Source organism: Sphingomonas sp. BK235 (assembly GCF_004345855.1).
Taxonomy (GTDB): Bacteria; Pseudomonadota; Alphaproteobacteria; order Sphingomonadales; family Sphingomonadaceae; genus Sphingomonas.
In genome coordinates, this window is sequence record NZ_SLXN01000012.1 from 80,036 (window position 1) to 101,821 (window position 21,786).

Below are 21,786 nucleotides of genomic sequence, written 5' to 3' on the forward strand. Positions count from 1 at the left end.
TTTCGGGAACGGCTTTCTGCTGCCCGGAGCTTGCCAGTGACCGCCGTCGATCTCGACACGATCCGATCCGACATCAACGTGCTTCGCGGCGAGCTGGTCGCTCATGGGGGCATGCTCTTCGAGCGCGAGGTCTCCGACCTGCGTGGCGCCGTTCACGCGCTCGCGATGCCGGGCTCCGCTGTCCGAGAGTTTCCGATCGGCCGCGTGCCGCGTGGCGTGCGCCAGATCCGCGCCAGCCTAGTGGAAGTGCGCGAGCGCTACGAGCAGGTGCTGCTGAGCGGCACCTGGCGTCACGGTGCCCGCGATGGTCTGGTTGATCTCAACCGCGCGATCGCGGCGCTCACCATCACCCTCGCTCGCGCCACTGAGAAGGCCGCAGCATGAGGCGCCCCGACCACCAGCCAGATCTGCGTCCGCTCGAGAAGCGCCGCCACCCGCTCGAGCTGCCGCTCGGCTTCGCTGGCGCGCTGGTCGGGCTCAGCCTGCTCGCGCTCGCCTTTCACGCCCCGGGCGTGGCGATCGCGATCCTAGCCCTCTCCCTCATCGTCCTTCTCGCGATCCTGCGAGATCTGATCCTCAACGGAGGTCGATAATGGCTCACGTCACCGTCGCCCGCTCGCGCCGCCACGATCGCGCTCGCGCCGCTCTCCCAATCCGCCCCGTCGCATCGCAGCCGCTGCAGGCACAAGCCGGCGATCCCGCCCCGCTTCTCACGGTGTCTGCGCAGGTGGTGATCGGCTTCCTCGCGCCCCTGCCGGTAATCCAGCTGGGCCACTGGCTGCTCGGCTGGCCGAGCATCCTCGTCATGTTCGGTGGCCAGTGATGAGGGAGGCGCTCGCCTTCGGGCAGCCGGTCGAGCTGCTGGTCGATGTCATGCGCCGGCACAACACCGACCTCGAAGCCGGCGAAGCGCTGGCGCTCGGCGCGTTGGCCCGGGATGAGCGCCTCGACCCGGCGATCTACCTCGCGGTCCTTCGATGGCGCGCGGTCCGCGCCCTGATGGCGGCGTGCGGTAACGACAGCCAGGCGTTTCAGACGACATTGCTCGAGGCGGCGCGGCTCAATCGGGTCGGCGTGCTGTGAGCGGGGGCGATCGCGCCCAGGGCATGGGCGGCGGCGCCGTCGCGGCCGACGAGCTGCGCCTGCTGATCGAACGCGCCGAGCGCCTCGAGGAAGAGAAGCGCGGCATCGCCGACGACATCAAGGACGTGTTCGCCGAGGCGAAGAACCGCGGTTACGACGCCAAGGCGATCCGGCAGATCATGCGGATCCGCAAGCAGAAGCGCGAGGAGTACCAGGAAGAGCAGTCGATTCTGGAGGTCTATATGCAGGCCTTGGGGATGATCTGATGACCGAAGCGGCAAAGGATCTTCCCACCACTTTCCACGAGTGGATCGCGAACGCCGTCGATGCTGACGGGTTTTTCCCTCACGGCCTCGTCATAGCCGAGGACGGTACCATGACCGTGATCGCCTTCGACGTTCCGCCCGACCAGATCTACCAGCTCATGCTGGCTCAGTGGGAGCAGGACCCGAGACTGCGCGAGGCCATCTTCGGCTTGGATCGCTTCACGAAGCCCGGGCAGGGGACCACTCTAGGCGACGTCGTAACGGGCTGGCACTTCATTCGGGAAGGGGCGCGACCGTTCATCGTCGAGTACCAGCACGAGCCGCGTGTCGTGAAGCCGCTTGAGTGGGCCAACGACTGGTGGAACGCCGTCCTGACCCGCGAACTGCTCGAGCACATGCGGCAACGCTTCGGCATCACCAGCCCGGGGGCGAGCTGCTGATGCGGCGCGCCGGGCACGACTGGACCGAGCAGCAGGTCGACCAGCTTTGCCGCCTCAAGGCGGCAGGCAAGACCAACGGCCAGGTCGCTGAGGCGATGGGCCTGAGCCGCAACGCCGTTGCCGGCCAGATCAACCGTCTGCGGGCCAAGGGCGACAAGCGCATATCGCCCGCCGCACCTACGGCCGCGGCCGAGCATTTCGCGCGCAAGGCAAGCCGCTCGATCGACGATCGTCTGGCCGAGCTGATGGAGCTGCGCTCGCCCACCCTGCAGCACGCCGCCTTCCAGCTCGGCGTATCGCTGAGGGTGGTCGAGGACGCGTGGGACCGGATCCTCGCGACCAAGGGAGACCAGGCGCGATGAGCCGGCGCTCCATCCTGTTCGAGCGCATGGTGGCGCTCTCCGCACCAGCCGGTTCGGGGAGCCGGCCGGATGCGTCGACTCCCCTCCCCATGTCCAGCACGCCAGCGGTTGGCCCCGCCGGTGCGCTCTCACGCAAGCCGGAGACCCACCATGCCTAGCACAACGCTGCGCATCAGCCAGCTACGCCTGTCGCCCCACAACGTCCGCAGCAGCATCCCTGACGCAGATGACACCGCGGCGATCGAGCGCTCAATCCTGGTCGAGGGACTGCGCGTCCCGATCGACTGCCACCCGATGCGAGGCGCGAAGACCTGGGGCGCGTTCGCTGGTCGGCGCCGCTACTTCGCGATCAAGCGCCTGGTCGAACGCGGCGAGCTGCCGGTCGACTGGCCGGTGCCGGTCATCATCCACGACAAGCCCGACGCCGAGCTGGTGGAGATGTCCATCACCGAGAACCTGCTGCGCAAGGACATGGAGGAGCACGAGCTATACGCCGGCGTCGCCATGGCGGCGGCACGGGGGCACAGCCCCGAGCAGATCTCCGAGGCGCTCGGGCAGAACGACGCCCGCAAGGTGACCCGGTGGCTGCGGCTCGGGCAGCTGGCCAAGCCGATCTTCGAGGCGTTCGCGCGCGGCGAGATCGACCAGGACCAGGCCAAGGCTTACGCCGGCACCGACGATCGCGAGCTGCAGGAGGCGACCTTCAAGCGCCTCGAGCGCTGGGTGCGAGCGTCGGAGATCCGCAAGGCGCTCGGCATCGGCGATGCGCTGGCGCGGCGCCACCTCTCCTTCGTCGGCGAGGCGATCTACCGCGCCGCCGGCGGCCGCTACGAGCTCGACCTTTTCGCCGATGCTGCGGAAGACCGCGGCCGTGTCGCCGACGTCGGCCTGCTCGAGCGGCTCGTCGAAGAGAAGATGGCCGGCATCCGCGACCAGGTGCGCGTGAGCACCGGGCAGCGCGACCTCCGCTTCGTCGCCGCCCCACCGCAGACCGAGTTTCGGCAGATCGACAACCAGCTCGCGATCACGCCGAAGCGGAAGGGCGAAATGCTCGAGCTACCGGAAGGCGATGTCGTCGCGCACATCGAGATCGATGCGGGCGGCGAGCCCGCGGTCAGCTACTGGTGGGCGAGCCGCAAGGCGAAGTTCGGCAGCGAGAAGGCAGCGGTGAAGCCTGTGTCAGCCGGCCCGATCGGCAACGCGGTCGAGGATCCGCACAGCGCGCGGCCGAAGGCCGACGCGGCGATCCGACGCGAAGAGGGGCTGAGCCAGGACGCGACGTTCGCCATGAGCGCGGTGCGCAAGGCGATCCTCAAGGCGGCGCTGGTAGATGACGCCGAGGCGGGCGGCAGCGTCGCGACCGATTATTTCGTGTTCGTCCAGGCGCGCTGCCTGCTCGCTGAGCGGGCACCGAGCGGCGTGGGCATGCGGCGGATCGCCAGCGACCAGATGGTCGGAGTATCGCACGAGGCGCTGGATCTCGGCCGCCGCTTGGTTGCTGACATGCCGGCGACGAAGACCACGGCCGGCGCCATCCTGCGGATCAAGGCTCAGCCGTTCTTCACCGAGACAGATCTCGCGGCAGCGTTCATCGCCTACCGGGAGGCCGACCAGGTGGTGAAGGACACGACGGCCGCGCTCGTCGTCGGTGCTGCTCTCGAGCGCAGCCTGGCTGCGCCCGGGTACGAGCACGCGATCCATGACGTGCTCGCGCATCTGGTTGGCGCCGATCGGGACGACGCGGTTCGCCGGCGCTACTGGCATCCCACGAGCGAGGTGCTCGACCTCTTCCCCAAGGATCCACGGCGCGCGATCGCGGAGCCCTTCGTCGATCGCGCGACCTTCACGGCCTGGGCGAAGCTGAAATCGAGCGAGCTGACCGCCGCAGTTGTCGCCGCGCTGACGCGCACGGCCGGCCCGGGCTCCACCTGGATCCCGCCGCTGCTGCGATTCCGGTCGGGGATCGTCACCTCCGACGAAGCCGCTGACATTCAGGAGCGGGCGGCATGATCCAGGAGCCACAGCCCGCCGCGGCCGCGGCGATCGGCGCGGTGCCGGCAGACGCCATGGCGGCGATCGTCGACCTAGTGGTGCGAACGTACCCGGGCAGCGGCAACAAGCTCGAGGCCGCGATCCGTCTGGCGGTCGATACGACCTGGGCGGCGGCTGGCGCCGCGCGCGCGCTCGCTCACGTCGACCAGATCGACGACGCGCCGTCGATCCTGATCTCGCCAAGCTCGCTCGGATGGCGTGCCACCGCGGTCCTCGCGGTCGGCGCCGCCGCTGTCGATGGTCCGAGCACCTCGTTCGGGAAGCACCCGGCCGACGCGCTCCAGCACCTGCTCGGCCGCCGCTTCGGCATCCTTGCCGACCAGGACCTACCCGCCACCGTCATCACCATTGGAGCCATGGAGGACGTGCCGTGAACGCCCCCTCGATCAACCACCTAGACCGACGCGTCAGCCGAGCCGCAGAGTTGGGCCGCGGCGTCGATCTAACGGCCAACGACCTCGATCTGCTCGTGAGTCTCGGTCTTATTCAGATGCTGCACGACGCGAAAACAAAGTATTTAGAGGAACAGTCGCGATGCAGGATCGCACGACGCCAGTCTATAACCGGGGGAAATACTGGCTCGACAAGCTCCGCCGAGCCGACGGGGCCGAGCGTTCGCCTCGTTGGTACATCTTCTGGTACGACCCAGCAGCGCGACGCGAGGCAAGCGTTTCAACGGGCACGGCAGACGAGGCAGACGCCATAGCCGCGCTTGATCGTCGCTACCTCGCCGATCGAGGGGAGGCGCACGTCTACTGCCCGACGTGCGGGCAGCCGGTCGCGTCAGCTGACGCGTATCTGCTGAGCGACGCGATCACCGACTACAAGCTCGAGCACGGCGAGCTGCAGGCGTCCGCCGTCACGATCTCGGCCCGGCTCAAGCATGTTCTCGACTTCGTCGCAGCCGAGGAGGAGCGGGGAGGGATGTTCGGCGTAGCGACCAGCTGCGCGGTCGCGTGCGGCATGCCATTCGTCACAGCGTTCCGCGCTTGGTCGAAGGAGCAGCCGGTCACCTGGCGCAACAAGGCCGGTGAGGTAACGGCCTCGCGCCCCCGCTCCGCGGCGACGACGGAGGAATCGGTCCTGCAGCTTGCCGCGGCGCTCAACCATGCTGCGGATGCGGATCCGCCGCGCTCGGAGCGACGGCCGGCGTACCGACCATTGCCGCGCAAGCAGGTCTCTCGGCCGCGGCGGCATCGTGTCGACGTCCCCGTGCTGGCCGATCTGCTCGCCTATGCCGCTGAGCCCGCTCAGAAGCGGGCATCGCTGCACGCGTTCATCGTCGCTTCGCTCTGCACGGTAGCGCGGCCGGACTCCGTCGTGGACATCAGCGTGGCGCCCGAGCGGGAGCAGTGGTTCCCCGGCTCACCGACACTCGATCTCAACCCGTTCGGCCGCGCTCAGACGAACAAGCATCGGCCGACCATTCCGGTCGTGCCGGTGCTGGCCGAGTGGCTGACGGCCGAGCTGGCGATCTACCAGCGCCTAGACCGCAATGCGCGCAAGGGCGCCGGTCACCTGGTGAACTATTACGGGCGCTCCGTCCTCGACGTCGACACGGCGTGGAAGACGATGCTGCGCAATCTCAAGCTGCCCAGCGGGCGCGAGTGGAAGCCGTATCTGCTGCGCCACAGCCTCGCGACGATCCTGCGCAACCGCGGCGTCGCGAAGTGGGATCTCGAAGGCTTCATGGGTCACGACGCGGGCGGAACAACGGAGGTCTACGCCATCGGGCGATTCGACACCGTCCGCCGCGCAATCGAGGACATTCTCGGAGAGATCGATCTCCGCGCACCAGGCGCTTTGCGCCGAAACTGCGCCGAAGTTGCTCTATCCGGCCCGGCTAGGGGAGGCCTCAAAATGACCGGATAGAGCCAACTTACGTGGTGGGCGTGGCAAGGATTGAACTTGCGACCCCTGCGATGTCAACACAGTGCTCTACCACTGAGCTACACGCCCGAGGGTGGCGCCTCTAACCGGCCTGATCGGGCGGTGCAAGCACCTTTTCGCGCTCGCTCAGATCAGCTCGTTGGCGGCGTCGACGTCGAACAGCCGCTCCACCTCCAGCACCAGGTCGCGCAGGTGAAACGGCTTGGAGAGAACGCGTGCCTGCGGCATCGTGTTGCCCGCCTTCAGCGTCACCGCGGCGAAGCCGGTGATGAACATCACCCGCATCCCCGGCGCCAGCTCCTGCGCCTTCTGTGCCAGCTCGATCCCGTCCATCTCGGGCATCACGATGTCGGTCAGCAGCAGGTCGAAGCGCTGCTCCGTGATCAACGGCAGCGCGGCGGTGCCGCGGTCCACCGCGGTGACGGCATAGCCCGACCGCTCGAGCGCGCGAGTCAGATACTCGCGCATCACCGCATCGTCTTCCGCCAGAAGAATCCTGATCATCACTCTGTCCATGCTCCCGAGCCGCCGCTTATGCCCGATCCGCGTTGATTTTTCCACCAGCGGACATGGTGAACGCGCTTGCCGCGAACACCTTGCCCGCTCGCACGCGCCGATAAACGAGCGACGATGCGTTGCGGTGCCGCGGCGGGTTCCATAGGGTCGCGCCAGATGACGCGCAGCTTCCGACTGATCGGCGATACGCCGCCCGCCAGCCCGGTGGTGTTGTCGGTGCCGCACGCCGGGCGCGACTATCCCGCCGCGGTGCGCGAGTCGCTGCGCGCGCCGCTGGCCTGTCTCGCCGCGCTGGAGGACCGCCGCGTCGACGCGCTGGCGCTCGACGCGCGCGGCAAGGAGACGCTGCTGGTGCAGGACGCGCCGCGCGCCTGGATCGATCTCAACCGCGGCGAGCATGAGCGCGACCCGCTGCTCGACGACGGTGCCCGCGGCGGCGCGCCGCTCTCGGCCAAGGTGCGCGCGGGGATCGGGTTGGTGCCGCGGCGCACCGCCGCCGCGGGCGAGTTGTGGCGCTGCAAGCTGAGCGCGGGCGAAGTCGAGGCGCGGATCGCCGCGGCGCACCGGCCGTATCACGCCGCTTTGGCCGAGGCGCTGGCGCAGGCGCGCGCGCGCTTCGGTTGTGCGGTGCTGCTTGACCTCCACTCCATGCCGCCGATCGCGGGCGGGCGGACGCGGCTGGTGATCGGGGATCGCTTCGGCCGCGCCGCGGGGGCGCGCTTCGTCGCGCGGGTCGAGGCGACGGTGCGCGCGTCCGGGCTCACCTACGCGCTCAACACGCCTTATGCCGGCGGACATATCCTGGAGCGGCACGCCCAGCCGCACCAGGGGATCCACGCGATCCAGCTCGAGCTGGACCGATCGCTGTATCTCGATCGCAAGCTCGATGCGCTCGGCCCGGGCGCGCCCGCGATGGTGGCGCTGGTCCGCGCCACGATCGATGCGCTCGCCGACGAGGCGCTCGCCAGCATCGGCCCCGGCGCGCTCGCCGCCGAATAAAAAAACCACCGCGTGCGAGCACGCGGTGGCCTAGGTTCAGGGAGGAGACACGCCAGAGGCGTGTCATACGGGCTCGCGAAAGGGGGGACACGAGCGCCGTACGCCATTAACTTAAGAAGCCCGGTTTTGGTTTCAACCCCGGCGACGTGAAATGTCGTTCCCGTGCGACGAATCGTTGCCGTGCTTCCCCGCTCCCGAAGCTCGATCGTACCGGACCGGAGGCCCGACTCGCTCAGCGCGCGCCGGGCAGCATCCGGGCGAGCACGCCGTCGCGCAGCAGCAGATGGTGGCGCAGCGCCGCACCGACATGGAGCAGCACCAGCGCGAGCATCACCCAGCCGAACAGGCCGTGCAGCGCCGCGGCGCGCTCGGCGGTGGGGGAGGTGACCGGCAGATAGGGCAGATCGGCCGCGCCGAACCAGGTGAGCGGGCGGCGCCCCTGCGGCCCCGACACCATCGCCCATCCGCTCAGCGGCAGCAGCAACAACAGGAGATACAGCGTCGCATGCGTGGCGTGCGCCGCGCCGCGTTCCCACGACGGCAGGTGCGCGGGCAGCGGCGGGGGGCGGTGCGCCAGCCGCCACGCCACGCGCAGCACGGTCAGCGCCAGCACGGTGATGCCCACCGCTTTGTGCGCGGGCATCAGCGCGCGCAGCGCGGGGATGGGATCATGGCCCAGCCCGACCGCGATGTTGAAGACCACCAGCGCGGCGATGGTCCAGTGGAAGGCGATGGCGACCTGCGAGTAACGCGTCGTCGCCGGATACCGCGTCGCCATCGCCGTCTCTCCTCACCGATCCCGCGCCGTCGTGCCGCGTGCAGGGACGGTGCAGCGTGATCGGTCCCGGCGCGCGATGCAACGGCCTCGTCGCGCGACGAGGCCGTGGCGTGCCGCGTCAGGTCAGATCGTCAGCTGCGGCTGCGGCATCTTGCCCAGGCGGACCTGGCGCGCGAAGATGTCGCGCATCAGCGACAGCGAGAACAGGTGCGCGTAGAGCAGCGGCAGCAGCCCCGACTGCGAGATCTTGCGCAGCTGGTCGCCGCGCAGGTCAACCAGCTTCTGCTCGTCGATCATCTGGAAGCCGCGGTAGATGAAGGGCTGCTCGACGCCGTCCTGCTGGATCGTCACCTCGCCCTCCATCAGCAGGCCGAGCTCGCGCACCTCGTTCATGAACTGCGCGGTGCGGGCCGCGGCCTGCTCGAAGTTCTCGTTGAACTGAAGGATGTTGCGCGTCAGCTCGGTGGGCTGGCCGGCCTCGAACAGCGCGTCGCCATCGTCGAACGCGCCGATCGTCGGCGAGGTCGGGTCGAAGCACAGCGACAGCTCCTGCGCGTCCGGCGTCAGCCGCGCCAGCATGTACGGGTAGCGCCGCACATAGGCGGGAACGTAGATCGACTCCTCGATCAGCTTGCCGCTGTCGTCGAGGAAGACGTTGACGCCCTCGTTGAGCCCCATCAGCGCGAGCGGGATGGCGTCGTCGCCCGACGAGAAGACGATCGGCATATGGCGCTGCACCAGCGGGAATTCCTCCACCGTCAGCGGCACCGCATGCTGGTTGGCGAGGAAGGGGGCGACCGTCGAGGGCTTCACCTTATATTGGGCGTGCGTCTCGCTCGAGAGCGGCTCGAGCCCGTTGTAGAAGAGCGGCAGTTGCGGCGCGCTGGCCATGAGAATCTCCAATGGACGATGAAGGGTGGCAGTCAGGTCGCGGCGCGTCGCGTCCGGTCGCCGCGCGGATGGTCGCCGGGGTTATTCACTGCCGCGGTCGGGCGCAAGCGCGACGAGCTTGCCGGGGTTGAACAGCTGCCCCGGATCGAACGCGCGCTTGATCGCGCGCAGCGCGTGGAGCCGCGCCGGCGGGCCGAGCCGTTCCAGCTCGGCGATCTTCATCTGGCCGATGCCGTGCTCGGCCGAGATCGAGCCGCCCGCCGCCACCACCAGGTCATGGACGAAGCGCGACACCACCGGCACCTGCTCGGCATACCAATGCGCCGGGTCGGTGCCGGGGGCGGCGCGGACGTGGAAATGCACGTTGCCGTCGCCGAGATGCCCGAAGCCCGAGGCGCGCGTGCCGGGGAAGCGCGCGTCGCACGCCGCCGCGGCCTCGACCATGAAGCGCGGCATCGTCTCCACCGGCACCGAGATGTCGTGCTGCGCGGCGGGGCCAGTGGCGCGCTCCGCGTCCGAGATCGATTCGCGCAGCCGCCAGAAGGCCTCGGCCTGCGCCTCGCTCTGCGCCAGCGCGGCGTCGGCGATCTCGCCCGCGTCGAGCGCGGCGGCGAGCTGCGCCTCGACCAGCGCGCCGGGGTCGTCGTCCGCGACGTCGGCGGTGACCTCGATCAGCACGTGCCACGCGTGCCGCCCCGCCAGCGGCGCGCGCGCGTCGGGCAGATAGGCCAGCACCGCGGCGAGCGACTCGTCGGGCAGCAGCTCGAAACTCTCCAGTGCGGGCGCGGCGCGCTGCATCCGGCGCAGCAGCGCCATCGCCGCGTCGGGGGAGGCGACGCCCGCCCAGGCGACCGCGCGCGCCGCGACCGCGGGCACCAGCCGCAGCGTGGCGGCGGTGACGACCCCCAGCGTCCCCTCCGCGCCGATCAGCAACTGGTCGAGGTCATAGCCGCGATTGTCCTTCTTGAGCGCGGGCAGGCCGTCGTGCAGCGTGCCGTCGGGCAGCACCGCCTCGACCCCGGCGACCAGCCCGCGCATCGTCCCGAAGCGCAGCACCTGCGTCCCGCCCGCGTTGGTCGAGACCAGCCCGCCGACCGTGGCATTGCCCTTGGCGCCGAGCGACAGCGGGAAGCGCCGTCGCTCGGCCAGCGCGGCGGCGTGGAGATCGGCGAGCACCACGCCCGCCTCGGCGACCACCAGCCCCGCCGCGGGATCGAGCCGGCGGATGCGGTCGAGCCGCCGCAGCGACAGGATCGCGGCGCGGCCGTCCGCGGGCGGGGTGGCGCCGCCGACCATCGAGCTGTTGCCGCCCTGGGGCACCAGCGGCACGCCGAGCGCGCGCGCGGCGACGACGATCGCGCGCACCTCGGCGGTGTCGCGCGGCTGGAGCAGCAGCGTCGCCGCGCCGTGGTAGCGGCGTCGCCAATCGGTGAGCCACGGCGCGATCGCGTCCGGATCGGTGACGATCGCGCCCGGGGCGAGCAGGGCGGCGAGCCGGGCGGCGAGCGCTTCGATGCTGGGGTGTTGCACTTCGGTCACGCCCGTCCCTTGCTCCCAAAAGCGGCTCCGTTCAATTCAGGCGGCATTCAACCGATTCACCGCAACCGGCCACGCCGCATGTTCCAGCGCCTCCTGCCCGTCCTGCCGCTGCTGCTGGCCGCTCCGCTGGCGGTGTCGGCGCGCGCGCCCGCGGCGGATTGGGACGGGACGGAATATGCGCAGCTGACGATCCACGAGCGGCTGATCATCCGCATCCCGCGGGTCGCGCCCGCGCCGCGCGGCGCACGTGCGGTGTCGCCCCCGCCGGTGGAATGGGACGAGAAGCGCGGTCCCGAATGCCTGCGCGTCACCGCGCTGACCGGCGCGGCGATCGACCGTTCCGGCGACGTCGACCTGGTGATCGAGGGCGCGCGCCGTATCCGCGCCAAGCTGGACGACGATTGCCCGACGCTGGATTTCTACGCTGGCTTCTACCTGCGGCCGACCAGCGACGGCCAGATCTGCGCGGGGCGCGACGCGATCCGCTCGCGCTCGGGCGCGCTGTGCCCGATCAGCAAGTTCCGCACCCTGGTGCCGAAGAAGCGGAAGTAGCGGGTGGATCCGGGGTAGCGCCGCGCTCGCCTCTCTTCGCCGTCATCCTGAACTCGTTTCAGGATCCACCGTGCCGCCAGCGCCGCCGCCTCTGGGTACGCGGCACCGTGGATCCTGAAACGAGTTCAGGATGACGCTGGTGAACAAGGCATGCGTCCCCCCTCCACAGCGCCGCCGACCCGCATTCTCCTTGACTTCTCATCGCGGATAGGGAAGCGCACGGGGCCAGGCTTTCCCTGCGGTTCCGCCCGCGCCCCACAGCCCGGACATCTGCATGAGCTTCGCCGATCTCGGCCTCTCCGACGAACTTCTCCGCGCGGTCGGCGACACCGGCTATACCGAGCCGACGCCGATCCAGGCGAGCGCGATCCCGCCCGTGCTGATGATGCGCGACATCATCGGCATCGCGCAGACCGGGACGGGCAAGACCGCCAGCTTCGTGCTGCCGATGATCGACATCCTCGCGCACGGCCGCAGCCGCGCGCGCATGCCGCGCAGCCTGATCCTCGAGCCGACGCGCGAGCTCGCCGCGCAGGTGGCCGAGAATTTCGAGAAATACGGCAAGTATCACAAGCTCTCGATGGCGCTGCTGATCGGCGGCGTGCAGATGGGCGATCAGGTCAAGGCGCTGGAGAAGGGCGTCGACGTGCTGATCGCCACGCCGGGCCGGCTGATGGACCTGTTCGGCCGCGGCAAGATCCTGCTCACCGGCTGCTCGATGCTGGTGATCGACGAGGCCGACCGCATGCTCGACATGGGGTTCATCCCCGATATCGAGGAGATCTGCACCAAGCTGCCGGCGCAGCGCCAGACCTTGCTGTTCTCGGCGACGATGCCGCCGCCGATCAAGAAGCTGGCCGACCGCTTCCTCAGCAACCCCAAGACGATCGAGGTGGCGCGCCCGGCCACCACCAACGTCAACATCACCCAGTGGGTGGTGCCGGTGAAGGGCACGTCGTTCGAGAAGCGCCGCACGCTGCGCCAGCTGCTGAAGCAGGACGAGGTGCGCACCGCGATCATCTTCTGCAACCGCAAGACCACCGTGCGCGAGCTCAACAAGAGCCTGCAGCAGCACGGCTTCGCCAGCGGCGAGATCCACGGCGACATGGACCAGCCGGCGCGGCTCGCCGAGCTGGACAAGTTCAAGAAGGGCGAGGTCAACATCCTCGTCGCCAGCGACGTCGCGGCGCGCGGGCTCGACATCAAGGGCGTGAGCCACGTCTTCAACTTCGACGCGCCGTGGCACCCGGACGATTACGTCCACCGCATCGGCCGCACCGGCCGCGGCGGCGCGACGGGGGTGGCCTTCACGCTGGCGGCGCCCGACGATCTCGAGAATATCGAGAATATCGAGAAGCTGACCGGTCAGGCGATCGCGCGGCTCGAGTCGCTGCCCGAGACCGAGGCCGAGGAGGCGGAGCGCGGGCGCGGCCGGCGCACGCGCGGCGAGCGGCCCGAGCCGGGCGAGCGCCGCGGTGCGCGCCGCCCCGCCCGCGCGACCGACTCCGAGGCGCTGCCGCGCGAGGAAGCGATCGGCGAGGAGCGTCCGGCGCGCCGTGCGCGCGAGGACCGCGCCGCCGCGCCGCGGCAGGAGCGCTACGCCGACCGCCGCCGCGACCGCGACGACGGTCCCGACGACGGCGGCTGGAATGGCCCGATCCCCGAATTCCTCCAGGTGACGCTCACCGTCTGAGCCACCAGCCGGGCTGTGTCCCCTCCGCCCCGGCACGGGGAGGGGGGCCAGCCGCGGTGCCTCACCCCTTCTTCGCCGCGATATAGCGGTTCACCTGCTCCTCCAGCACGCCCAGCGGCAGCGCGCCCTGGCTCAGCACCGCCTCGTGGAAGTCGCGGATGTCGAACCTCGGCCCGAGTTCGCGCTCGGCGCGCGCGCGCAGCTCGGCGATCTTGAGCTGGCCGACCATGTAGCTGGTCGCCTGCCCCGGCCAATTGAAATAGCGGTCGACCTCGCGCGCGATATCGGTGTCGGACACCGAGCTGTTGCCGCGGAAATAGGCGATCGCCTGATCGCGCGTCCAGCGCTTGGAATGGATGCCGGTATCCAGCACCAGCCGGATCGCGCGCCACACCTGGAGCGACAGCATGCCGAACCGGTCGTAGGGCGTCTTATAGACCCCCATCTCGTCGGCGAGCCGCTCCGAATACAGGCCCCAGCCTTCCATATAGGCGCCGTACCCGCCGTATTTGCGGAACTTGGGCAGGTCGGTCAGCTCCTGCTGTCGCGCGATCTGGAAATGGTGGCCGGGCGCGCCCTCATGCGCGGCGATTCCCGCCACCTGGACCTTCTGCGTCTGGTTCATGTCGACCAGATTGACGTAATAGATCCCCGGCCGCTTCCCGTCGGCGGAGGGCGGGTTGTAGAAAGCGGTGGAGGCGGTGCCCTCGCGCCATTTCTCGACCGCGCGCACCTCCAGCGGTGCCTTGGGCAGCACGCGGAAATAGCGCGGCGCCGCGGTCATCACCCCAGCGATCACCGCGCGCGCGTCGCCCAGATATTGTTCGCGCCCGGCGGCGGTGTTGGGATATTTGAGCGCGGGATCGCCGCGCACCTTGTCGAAGAACTGCTCCAGCGTCCCGGTGAAGCCGACCTGGCGCTTCACCGCCTCCATCTCGGCCCGGATCGCCGCCACCTGCTTCAGGCCCAGCTCGTGGATCTGGTCGGCGCTGAGATCGGTCGTGGTCGATTCGCGCAGCCGGTCGGCATAATAGGCCTGGCCGTCGGGCAGGTGCCACGCGCCGTAATTGCCCGTCGCCTTGGGTGCGATCTCGTCCAGCGCCGCGATCAGCACGTCATAGCCCTGACGGAACGGCCCCTTGAGCGCGGCGGTGGCGTCGGCGATCAGTTTGGTCTTGGTCGCGGCGGGCGCGCCGAGCGCGGTGACCTTCTTGCGGAAATCGGCGAGCACCGTCGAATCCGCGCCGGCGTCGAACGGCGCGCCGGTGACGACCTTGAGCGCGTCGGCGCGCGCGGGGGCGAAATTGACCTTGTTGGGGATGATGCCCTTGGCCGCCTGCGCGCGCATCGTCGCGGCGACCTCGCGCATCACGCGCTCGGTGTCGCGCAGCCGCGCGACATAGGCCTGCGCGTCGGCGACGGTGTCGACGCGGTGGTTGTTGATGAGCAGCACGGGGATCGCCCCCGCCGGGCTGCCGTTGGTCGACACCGGGAAGCGCAACTGGCGGAAGCGGAACGAGGCGCGGCCGCGCGCCACCTCCTCCTCGAACAGGCGGTAGCTCACCCGCGCCGACTCGCCGAGCTGCTCGGGGCGGAAGCGCGCGTGCAGCTCGGCCAGCTGGCGCTCGGCGAGGTCGCGGGCGCGCACCTGCGCGGCATCGGTATAATCGTCGAGCCGGTCCTCGTCGGTCTTGAGCCCGAGCTGGGTCTGACTCTCCGGGCTGAGCGCGAGCTGCTCGTCGAACTTCTGGTCGAGGAAGGTCAGCAGCGCGCGATCCGCCGCGGCCGTGCTCGCGTCCCCGGCGGGGGCGGCCGGCGCCTGCGCCGCGGGGGCGGCGGCGAGCAGGGGCAGGGGCAGGGTCAGGGGCAACAACAGCGCGGCAACTCGACGCATCACTTTCTCCCGGTGCAACGCGCCCCTTGTGTCGCGCCGCCGCGACGCGCGCAATGCCGCCCCACCGCGGCCCGGCGCGATCAGCCGAGCGCGCGCCGGTACAGCGCGATCGTCCAGGCGACGCCTTGCAGGAACAGGGCGGGATCGTAGCGCGGCCCCTCGTCGCGCAGGAAGGCGTGCGGCGCGTTGACCTCATGCCATTCGTAGCGCGCGTCCACCGCCTCCAGCCGCGCGCGGATCGCCTCGCGCCCCGCGAAGGGGACATGCGGATCCTGCCGTCCCCAGACGAACATCGCCTCGCCGCGCAGCTCGTCCATCCGCGCGAGGCTGTCGTCGGCGCGGCCTTCGCCCAGCGTGCCCGAGTGGATGTCGGTGGCGTAGAAACAGGCTGCGGCGCCGACGCGCGGGTCCAGCGCGGCGCGATAGGCGAGATGCCCGCCGAGACAGACCCCGAAGGTGGCGAGCCGTCCGTCGCACGCGGGATGCGCCGCTAGCGCGCTCAGCGCGGCGCGCGCGTCGGCGTCATAGGCCGCGACCGGCTTGGCGAACTTGAGCGCGTTACCGCGGTCGGTCCCCGCCTGGTCATAGGCCAGCACCGTGCCGGCGGGTTCATATTCGTGATAGACCTCGGGCACCGCGACGACATAGCCGTTGCCCGCGAGCAGGGTGGCGAGCCGGCGGATCGGCGCGGTCACCTGATAGATCTCGGAGAAGAACAGCACGCCCGGGAAGCGCCCCTCGATCGCCGGGCGGAACAGATGAATCCGCATCGTGCCGACGCCGGGTACCGCCACGTCCTCGGTCTCGTCGCTGCGCACGATCATGGCTCTGCTCCCTCGCGATGACGCGGCGCGCTGTGCCAGCCGCGCACCGCCGCGGCAAGGCGGGCGATTGTGTCGCCGATACGATCCGTATATGGACCATATCGTCACACGGAGGGCAGGCGATGGGCATCGTGAAGATCGACGACGGACTGCACGCCGAGGCACGCCGCGCGAGCACGGTGATGTGCCGCTCGATCAACGCCCAGGCCGAGTTCTGGATGACGATCGGGATGCTGGCCGAGGCCAACCCGACGCTGACGTTCAACGAGATCGTCCAGCGCCAATATGAGTCCGCGCGGCGCCAGGCGGTCGCGGCCTGAGATGGTCAAGACCCCCGATGAGCTGGCGCTGATGCGCGTGTCGGGCCGTCTGCTCGCCTCGGTGTTCGAGATGCTCGACCGCCAGCCGCTCGCGGGCATGTCGACGCTCGCGGTCAACGATCTGGTGGAACGCTATATCACCCAGGACCTGCAGGCGCGCCCCGCGAGCAAGGGGCAATATGGCTTCCAATATGTGCTCAACTGCTCGCGCAACGAGGTGGTGTGCCACGGCGTCCCCGACGCGGGCGAGATCATCCGCGACGGTGATATCGTCAACTTCGACATCACGCTGGAGAAGAACGGCTTCATCGCCGACTCGAGCAAGACCTACGAGGTCGGCGCGGTGGCCCCCGCGGCGCGGCGGCTGGTGGCGGTGGCGCAGGCGGCGATGTGGAAGGGGATCGGCGCGGTCCGGCCGGGCGCGCGGCTCGGCGACATCGGCGCGGCGATCGAGCGCCATGCCAAGAAGCACGGCTATGCGGTGGTGCGCGAGTTCTGCGGCCATGGCATCGGGCGCGAGATGCACGAGGAGCCGCAGATCCTCAACTTCGGCCGCCCCGGCACTGGGCCGGCGCTACGCGAGGGGATGGTGTTCACGGTCGAGCCGATGCTCAACCAGGGCAGCCGTCGCGTCGACACCAGCGACGACGGCTGGACGGTGCTGACGCGCGACCGCAAGCTCTCGGCGCAGTTCGAACATACCGTCGCGGTGACCGCGGGCGGGGTCGAGGTGCTGACCCTGCGCAGCGACGAACGCCGCGCCGCGTGAGCGGGCTCAGCCAAACGGGCGGTCGAGCGACTCCTGCGGCGGGGTGAACCAGGCGGCCCCCTCGGCGGTGACGCGGAAATGATCCTCCAGCCGCACGCCATAGCGATCCGGCACCACGATCATCGGCTCGTTCGAGAAGCACATCCCCGGCTCCAGCGGGGTAAGGTCGCCGCGCACCAGATAGGCGGGCTCGTGGATCGACAGCCCGATGCCATGACCGGTGCGGTGCGGTAGCCCCGGCAGGCGATAGCCCGGCCCCAGCCCGGCACGCTCCAGCACCGCGCGCGCCGCGGCGTCCACCGCCTCGCATGTCACCCCCGGGCGCACCGCGGCGAACGCCGCCGCCTGCGCCGCGCGCTCCAGCGCGAACGTCTCGTGGATCGCGGCATCGACCTGGCCGAAGGCATAGGTTCGGGTTATGTCCGAATGATAGCCGTGGACGCGACAGCCGGTGTCGATCAGCACCAGCTGATCCTGCTCCAGCGTCTGGTCCCCCGGCAGCCCGTGCGGGAAGGCGGTGGCACGCCCGAACTGCACCGCGCAGAAGAACGATCCGCCCCCGCCGATCGCGCGATGCGCCGCGTCGATGAAGCGCGCCACCGCGCTCGCCGCGATGCCGGGGCGGAGGATCGCGGCGGCGCGGCGCTGCACCTCCAGCGTCATCGTCTTGGCGGCGGCGAGGCAGGCGAGCTCCGCGGCCGACTTGACCATGCGGCAGCGGTCGATCGCCGCGCCGCCGTCGCTCACCGCCAGCCCCGCGCCGCGCAGCCGCTCGCCCCAGCCGAACGGCAGCAGCGGATCGAGCGCCAGCCGCGCGCCCGGCGCGAGCGCGCGCGCCACCAGCGCGACCGGATCCTCGTCCTCCTCCCACAGCGCCACCTCGGCGTCGATCGCCAGCTCGGCGGCGAGCGAGCCGCGCTCGAACGCGGGGCAGATCATCAAGGGATCGCCCTCGACCGGGAGCAGCAGCGCTACCATCCGCTCGCTCGCGCCCCAGCTCACTCCCGTGAAATAGCGCAGGCTCGCGCCCGCGCCGATCAGCAGCGCCGCGGCGCCGCTCTGCTCGGCCAGCGCGCGCGCGCGATCGATCCGCGCGCGATGCTCGGCGGCGGTGATCGGCGGCACCGCGGGCGCGGGGCGGATCGCGGCGAGCTCGGTATCGGGGTCGGAGGTGCCGATGGTCATGCGAACGTCCCGAAGCGGCGGAGGTCGAAAGGGGAGAGATCGATCGCCGGCGCCGCGCCGGTGATCGCGTCGGCCAGCAGCTCCGCCGTGACGGGCGCGAGCGTCAGCCCGAGATGCTGATGACCGAAGGCGTAGAACATATTGGCCGCGCGGGTCGAGCGCCCGATCGCGGGCAGATAGTCGGGCAAGGTCGGCCGGGCACCGACCCAACGCTCGAACGGCGGCCGCAGCGGCAGCCCCAGCGCGGCGGCATGCGCCTCGAGCCGCTGCCATTTGCGCGGATCGGGCGCGGCATCGGCGCGCGCGAACTCGACGAAGCCGGCGAGCTGGACGCGATCGGCGTAGCGCGTCGCGATGATCGAGCGGTCCTCGAACACCAGCGGGGGCAAATCGGCGGGCCAGTCCGGCGCGGCGGCGCGGATATGATAGCCGCGCTCGGCGATCAACGGCGCGCGCTCGCCCGCCGCGGCGAGCAAGGCACGCGACCCGATCCCCGCGGCGACGACGATCAGGTCGACGTCATGCCCGGGCACGCGCATCCGCTCGCCGTCGCGCGCGAGCGTCGCGGCGCCGGTCGCGCGCGTCACTCCCGCCGCCGCCAGTGCGGCGTCGAGCGCGGCGGCGAGCCGGTCGAGGTCGCTCACCTGCGCGCTGCCGATGAAGCGGATCGCGTCGGCGATCGCGGGGGCGAGCGCGCGCGCCCGCGCCAGCGTCGCCGCGTCGACCGCGTCGACGCGGGCGGTGCCGGTGTCCGCCGCTTCCCAGGCGGCGCGGCCGCGCGCGGCGCTGGCGGCGCTCTCCCAGGCGACGAGATGGCCGTCCGCGCGCACCAGCGCGGGATCGCCGAGCGCCTGCGCCAGCCGCTGCCACGCCGGCAGCGCCGCCGCGAGCAACCCCGCCAGAGCCGCGCGCCCGTGCCGGAACCTTGCCGGGCGCGACGCCAACGCGAGCCGCAGCGCGAAGGGCAGCCAGACATGCGCCTGCGCGGGGGGCAGGCTGAGCGGCCCGCCGCGCCAGAACAGCCGGCGCGGGACCGAGCGCAAGGTGGCGGGCGAGGCGATCGGCTCGACCTGCTCGGTCGCGATATGACCCGCATTGCCCCAGGAGGCCGCGGGCAGGGCGGCCTGTCGGTCCAGCAGCGTCACCCGCGTCCCGCGCTGCGCGAGCGCGAGGGCGAGCGTGCGCCCGACGACGCCCCCCCCGACGATCAGGATCCGCATCGAGGACACCGGCTGGTCACTTTCCCGGTCCTAAAGTATACGATCGGCGCGGGCAAGCCGCGCGCGTCGATAAGGCTGATCCTGAACGCGATGTTGATTGATCGTTCACAACCCATCTGAGATGATCCATGTCCGCGCCGGGTTGCCGCGCGCTCCCCGAGGGACCGTCATGACCGTCAGTATCATTGCCCGCACCCTGTCCGATCGCGTGTTCGAGATCGTGCGCGAACGCATCGTCACGGGTGAGCTGCGCGGCGACATGCCGATCCGCCAGGACGCGCTGGCCAGCGAGCTGGGCGTGAGCAAGATCCCGCTGCGCGAGGCGCTGGCGCGGCTCGAACAGGAGGGTTTGCTGTCGAGCCAGGCCAATCGCGGCTATTCGGTCCAGCCGATGTCGGCGGAGCAGGCGGACGAGATCTACGCGCTGCGGCTGTCGATCGAGCCCGCCGCGGCGGCGAGCGCGGCGGCGGTGGCGGACGAGGCGGGGCGCCAGGCCGCGCTCACCGCGTTCCACGCGCTCGACGAGGCGGCGTCGAGCAACCTCGCCGAGGTGGCGGTGCGCAACCGCGTGTTCCACATCGCGCTGGTGCGTCCGGGCGGGCGCCGGCTGACGACCCAGTTGGTCGAGCGGCTCGGCATCCTGGCGGAGCGCTACACGGTCGCGCATCTCGAGCCCGCCGGGCGCGACGCGCGCGCGCATCTCGAGCATCAGGGGCTGATCGACAGCTGGATGGCGCGCGACGTGGCCGCGCACGAGCGCCTGCTCCACGATCATATCGCCGGCACGCTCAACGATCTGCGCACGCAATTCGCCGCGGGCACAGTGGCGGCGGCCTGATCGCCGCCGCCCGGGTCACAGCCGGTCGAAGTCGATCGGCGCGTGGCGGTCGAGCCGCTGCTCGGCGGCGGGGAGCGGGTATTTGAGGCCGGTGGCGCAGTTGAACAGCACCACCTCCTCGTCCTCGTCGACCTCGCCGTCGCGCAGCGCCTGCTGATAGGCCGCCAGCGTCGCGCCGCCCTCGGGGCAGAGCAGCAGCCCGTCGCGCCGCGCGCAGGCGTCCACCGCGGCGAGGATCGCGGGATCGCCCACCGCCAGCGCCTTGCCCTCGCTCTCGCGCACCGCGCGCAGGATCAGGAAGTCGCCCACCGCGCGCGGCACGCGGATCCCGGCGGCGACGGTGTGCGCATCCTCCCAGCGCTCGGCATGCTCCTCGCCCGCCTCGAAGGCGCGGACGATCGGCGCGCAGCCCGACGCCTGCACCGCGTACATGCGCGGCCGCTCGCGGCCGATCCAGCCGAGCCGCTCGAGCTCGTCGAACGCCTTCCACATGCCGATCAGCCCGGTGCCGCCCCCGGTCGGGTAGAAGATCGCCCGGGGCAGCCGCCAGCCGAGCTGCGCGGCGAGTTCCAGCCCCATCGTCTTCTTGCCCTCGATTCGATAGGGCTCCTTGAGCGTGGAAAAGTCGAACCAGCGCCCCTCGGCGGCGCCCCGGCCGACGATCGCGCCGCAATCGTCGATCAGCCCGTTGACGCGCCACACGCGCGCGCCCTGCGCCGCGATCTCGCGCACGTTCACCTCGGGCGTGTCCTCGGGGCAGAACACGATCGTCTCGATGCCGACGCGGCTGGCATAGGCCGCCAGCGCGGCGCCGGCATTGCCGTTGGTCGGCATGGCGATGCGGGTGACCCCCAGCTCCTTGGCCATCGCCACCGCCATCACCAGCCCGCGTGCCTTGAAGCTGCCGGTCGGCAGGCGCCCCTCGTCCTTGACCCAGACGTTGGCGCCGCCGCTGCGCGCGATCGGGACCAGCGGCGTCTCGATCTCGCCGAGGCTGACGACGTTGGCGGTGTGCCGCACCGGCAGCAGCTCGCGCCAGCGCCACAGGTCGGTCGCGCGCGCCGCCAGCGTCTCGCGCGGCAGCGCGGCGCGGACCGAGTCGAGGTCGTAGCGCACCAGCAGCGGGCGCCCGGCGCGGGAGAGATTGTGGAGCTGGTCCGCCGCATAATGCTCGCCGGTGAGCGAGCATTCGAGATGGGTCACGAAGGTGGCGCGGTCGGCGGTGAGGTTGTCGTTCATCCGCCCGGTCTTAGCGCGTGCCGCGGCGGCGTCCATGCGCCGCGGTGGCGCGGGCGTCGCCGCGATCCTCCCCGGCGCAGGGGATCGTTGAAAATACCGTCATCCCGGCCGCGAGCCGGGATCTATCGTGCCGCGAACACCTAAGCCGTGGCTTTTGCTGCCCCATGGATCCCGGCTCCAGGCCGGGATGACGAGGGTGAGGCGCGCGAACACAATTTCGCAACGAGCCCCGGCAGCGCAGGGGAGGACCGGCGGTCGGTCGATATCAGGCAGCGAAGGCGCGGAAATAGTCGATCGTGCGCTGCAATCCCTCGCGCAGCTGGACCGTGGGCTCCCAGCCCAGCCGGCTCTGCGCCAGCGCGATGTCGGGCTTGCGCTGCATCGGATCGTCCTGCGGCAGCGGGCGGTGGTCGAGCGTCGAGGACGAGCCGGTCAG

The 21,786-nt window shown here is 70.7% G+C and carries 25 protein-coding genes and 1 tRNA gene; 16 read left to right on the plus strand and 10 right to left on the minus strand.

Features of this window, described 5'->3' with window-relative positions; all coding sequences use genetic code 11:
• The first annotated feature begins 36 nt into the window (after positions 1–36).
• The 10 genes from EV292_RS20470 (at position 37) to EV292_RS20515 (ending at position 6,075) form a co-directional block, all read left to right on the plus strand.
• Positions 37–384: a hypothetical protein gene (locus tag EV292_RS20470; protein WP_132911127.1), complete on the plus strand. Its 348-nt coding sequence runs from the start codon at positions 37–39 to the stop codon at positions 382–384.
• On the plus strand, positions 381–593 hold the full coding sequence (locus EV292_RS20475; RefSeq protein WP_132911128.1) for a hypothetical protein: 213 nt from the start codon (positions 381–383) through the stop codon (positions 591–593). Before EV292_RS20470 ends, EV292_RS20475 begins: the two co-directional genes overlap by 4 nt.
• Positions 593–823, plus strand: coding sequence for a hypothetical protein (locus EV292_RS20480; RefSeq protein WP_132911129.1), 231 nt, complete (start codon positions 593–595; stop codon positions 821–823). The genes EV292_RS20475 and EV292_RS20480 overlap by 1 nt, the downstream gene beginning before the upstream one ends.
• Positions 823–1,083 carry a hypothetical protein gene (locus EV292_RS20485; protein ID WP_132911130.1) on the plus strand — a complete coding sequence of 87 codons (261 nt, stop codon included), beginning with the start codon at positions 823–825 and terminating at the stop codon, positions 1,081–1,083. Before EV292_RS20480 ends, EV292_RS20485 begins: the two co-directional genes overlap by 1 nt.
• A 23-nt stretch (positions 1,084–1,106) precedes the next feature.
• Positions 1,107–1,349: a DUF2312 domain-containing protein gene (locus EV292_RS20490; RefSeq protein WP_132911131.1), complete on the plus strand. Its 243-nt coding sequence runs from the start codon at positions 1,107–1,109 to the stop codon at positions 1,347–1,349.
• Positions 1,349–1,789, plus strand: a complete 441-nt coding sequence (locus EV292_RS20495; protein WP_132911132.1) for a hypothetical protein — start codon at positions 1,349–1,351, stop codon at positions 1,787–1,789. The genes EV292_RS20490 and EV292_RS20495 overlap by 1 nt, the downstream gene beginning before the upstream one ends.
• Complete coding sequence (locus EV292_RS20500; protein ID WP_132911133.1) at positions 1,789–2,151, plus strand: GcrA family cell cycle regulator; 363 nt, start codon at positions 1,789–1,791, stop codon at positions 2,149–2,151. The genes EV292_RS20495 and EV292_RS20500 overlap by 1 nt, the downstream gene beginning before the upstream one ends.
• A 150-nt stretch (positions 2,152–2,301) precedes the next feature.
• A complete protein-coding gene (locus EV292_RS20505) occupies positions 2,302–4,161 on the plus strand; it encodes a ParB/RepB/Spo0J family partition protein (RefSeq protein ID WP_165927216.1) in 1,860 nt (619 codons plus the stop codon).
• Positions 4,158–4,577, plus strand: coding sequence for a hypothetical protein (locus tag EV292_RS20510; protein ID WP_132911135.1), 420 nt, complete (start codon positions 4,158–4,160; stop codon positions 4,575–4,577). The genes EV292_RS20505 and EV292_RS20510 overlap by 4 nt, the downstream gene beginning before the upstream one ends.
• A gap of 160 nt (positions 4,578–4,737) precedes the next feature.
• Entirely contained in the window at positions 4,738–6,075 is a 1,338-nt protein-coding gene (locus EV292_RS20515) for a tyrosine-type recombinase/integrase (protein ID WP_132911136.1), read from the plus strand.
• A gap of 12 nt (positions 6,076–6,087) precedes the next feature.
• Here EV292_RS20515 and EV292_RS20520 read toward each other — a convergent pair.
• Both EV292_RS20520 and EV292_RS20525 read right to left on the minus strand, forming a co-directional pair.
• Positions 6,088–6,162, minus strand: a tRNA-Val gene (locus tag EV292_RS20520).
• A 57-nt stretch (positions 6,163–6,219) separates the two neighbouring features.
• Positions 6,220–6,597, minus strand: a complete 378-nt coding sequence (locus EV292_RS20525) for a response regulator (protein ID WP_132911137.1) — start codon at positions 6,595–6,597, stop codon at positions 6,220–6,222.
• 168 nt (positions 6,598–6,765) lie between these two features.
• Here EV292_RS20525 and EV292_RS20530 point away from each other — a divergent pair, with 168 nt between their 5' ends.
• Positions 6,766–7,608 carry an N-formylglutamate amidohydrolase gene (locus EV292_RS20530; RefSeq protein WP_132911138.1) on the plus strand — a complete coding sequence of 281 codons (843 nt, stop codon included), beginning with the start codon at positions 6,766–6,768 and terminating at the stop codon, positions 7,606–7,608.
• Between the two features lie 232 nt (positions 7,609–7,840).
• Here EV292_RS20530 and EV292_RS20535 read toward each other — a convergent pair whose 3' ends face one another.
• From EV292_RS20535 to EV292_RS20545, 3 genes are all read right to left on the minus strand, one after another.
• Positions 7,841–8,386, minus strand: coding sequence for a cytochrome b (locus EV292_RS20535; protein WP_132911139.1), 546 nt, complete (start codon positions 8,384–8,386; stop codon positions 7,841–7,843).
• 123 nt (positions 8,387–8,509) lie between these two features.
• Positions 8,510–9,277, minus strand: a complete 768-nt coding sequence (locus tag EV292_RS20540) for a SapC family protein (protein ID WP_132911140.1) — start codon at positions 9,275–9,277, stop codon at positions 8,510–8,512.
• 81 nt (positions 9,278–9,358) lie between these two features.
• Entirely contained in the window at positions 9,359–10,807 is a 1,449-nt protein-coding gene (locus EV292_RS20545; RefSeq protein WP_243693891.1) for an FAD-binding oxidoreductase, read from the minus strand.
• Positions 10,808–10,894: 87 nt separating this feature from the next.
• Here EV292_RS20545 and EV292_RS20550 point away from each other — a divergent pair, with 87 nt between their 5' ends.
• Both EV292_RS20550 and EV292_RS20555 read left to right on the plus strand, forming a co-directional pair.
• On the plus strand, positions 10,895–11,368 hold the full coding sequence (locus EV292_RS20550) for a hypothetical protein (RefSeq protein ID WP_132911141.1): 474 nt from the start codon (positions 10,895–10,897) through the stop codon (positions 11,366–11,368).
• Positions 11,369–11,642: 274 nt separating this feature from the next.
• Positions 11,643–13,061, plus strand: coding sequence for a DEAD/DEAH box helicase (locus EV292_RS20555; RefSeq protein ID WP_132911142.1), 1,419 nt, complete (start codon positions 11,643–11,645; stop codon positions 13,059–13,061).
• 61 nt (positions 13,062–13,122) lie between these two features.
• Here the strand turns inward: EV292_RS20555 and EV292_RS20560 are convergent, their stop codons facing one another.
• Both EV292_RS20560 and EV292_RS20565 read right to left on the minus strand, forming a co-directional pair.
• On the minus strand, positions 13,123–14,955 hold the full coding sequence (locus EV292_RS20560; protein ID WP_132911143.1) for a DUF885 domain-containing protein: 1,833 nt from the start codon (positions 14,953–14,955) through the stop codon (positions 13,123–13,125).
• Positions 14,956–15,035: 80 nt separating this feature from the next.
• A complete protein-coding gene (locus EV292_RS20565; RefSeq protein ID WP_132911144.1) occupies positions 15,036–15,779 on the minus strand; it encodes a dienelactone hydrolase family protein in 744 nt (247 codons plus the stop codon).
• Positions 15,780–15,901: 122 nt separating this feature from the next.
• Here EV292_RS20565 and EV292_RS20570 point away from each other — a divergent pair, with 122 nt between their 5' ends.
• Both EV292_RS20570 and map read left to right on the plus strand, forming a co-directional pair.
• Entirely contained in the window at positions 15,902–16,099 is a 198-nt protein-coding gene (locus tag EV292_RS20570; protein WP_132911145.1) for a ParD-like family protein, read from the plus strand.
• A gap of 1 nt (position 16,100) precedes the next feature.
• Complete coding sequence (map, locus tag EV292_RS20575) at positions 16,101–16,868, plus strand: type I methionyl aminopeptidase (RefSeq protein ID WP_132911146.1); 768 nt, start codon at positions 16,101–16,103, stop codon at positions 16,866–16,868.
• Positions 16,869–16,874: 6 nt separating this feature from the next.
• Here the strand turns inward: map and EV292_RS20580 are convergent, their stop codons facing one another.
• Together EV292_RS20580 and EV292_RS20585 are read right to left on the minus strand one after the other, a co-directional pair.
• Entirely contained in the window at positions 16,875–18,053 is a 1,179-nt protein-coding gene (locus EV292_RS20580) for a Xaa-Pro peptidase family protein (protein ID WP_132911147.1), read from the minus strand.
• The gene (locus EV292_RS20585) at positions 18,050–19,273 is read right to left on the minus strand and encodes an FAD-binding oxidoreductase (RefSeq protein ID WP_132911148.1); all 1,224 of its coding nucleotides are present in this window, start codon (positions 19,271–19,273) and stop codon (positions 18,050–18,052) included. The genes EV292_RS20580 and EV292_RS20585 overlap by 4 nt, the downstream gene beginning before the upstream one ends.
• A 169-nt stretch (positions 19,274–19,442) precedes the next feature.
• Here EV292_RS20585 and EV292_RS20590 point away from each other — a divergent pair, with 169 nt between their 5' ends.
• Entirely contained in the window at positions 19,443–20,111 is a 669-nt protein-coding gene (locus EV292_RS20590) for a GntR family transcriptional regulator (RefSeq protein WP_132911149.1), read from the plus strand.
• 15 nt (positions 20,112–20,126) lie between these two features.
• Here EV292_RS20590 and EV292_RS20595 read toward each other — a convergent pair whose 3' ends face one another.
• Entirely contained in the window at positions 20,127–21,350 is a 1,224-nt protein-coding gene (locus EV292_RS20595; protein ID WP_132911150.1) for a threonine synthase, read from the minus strand.
• Positions 21,351–21,786 lie beyond the last annotated feature (436 nt).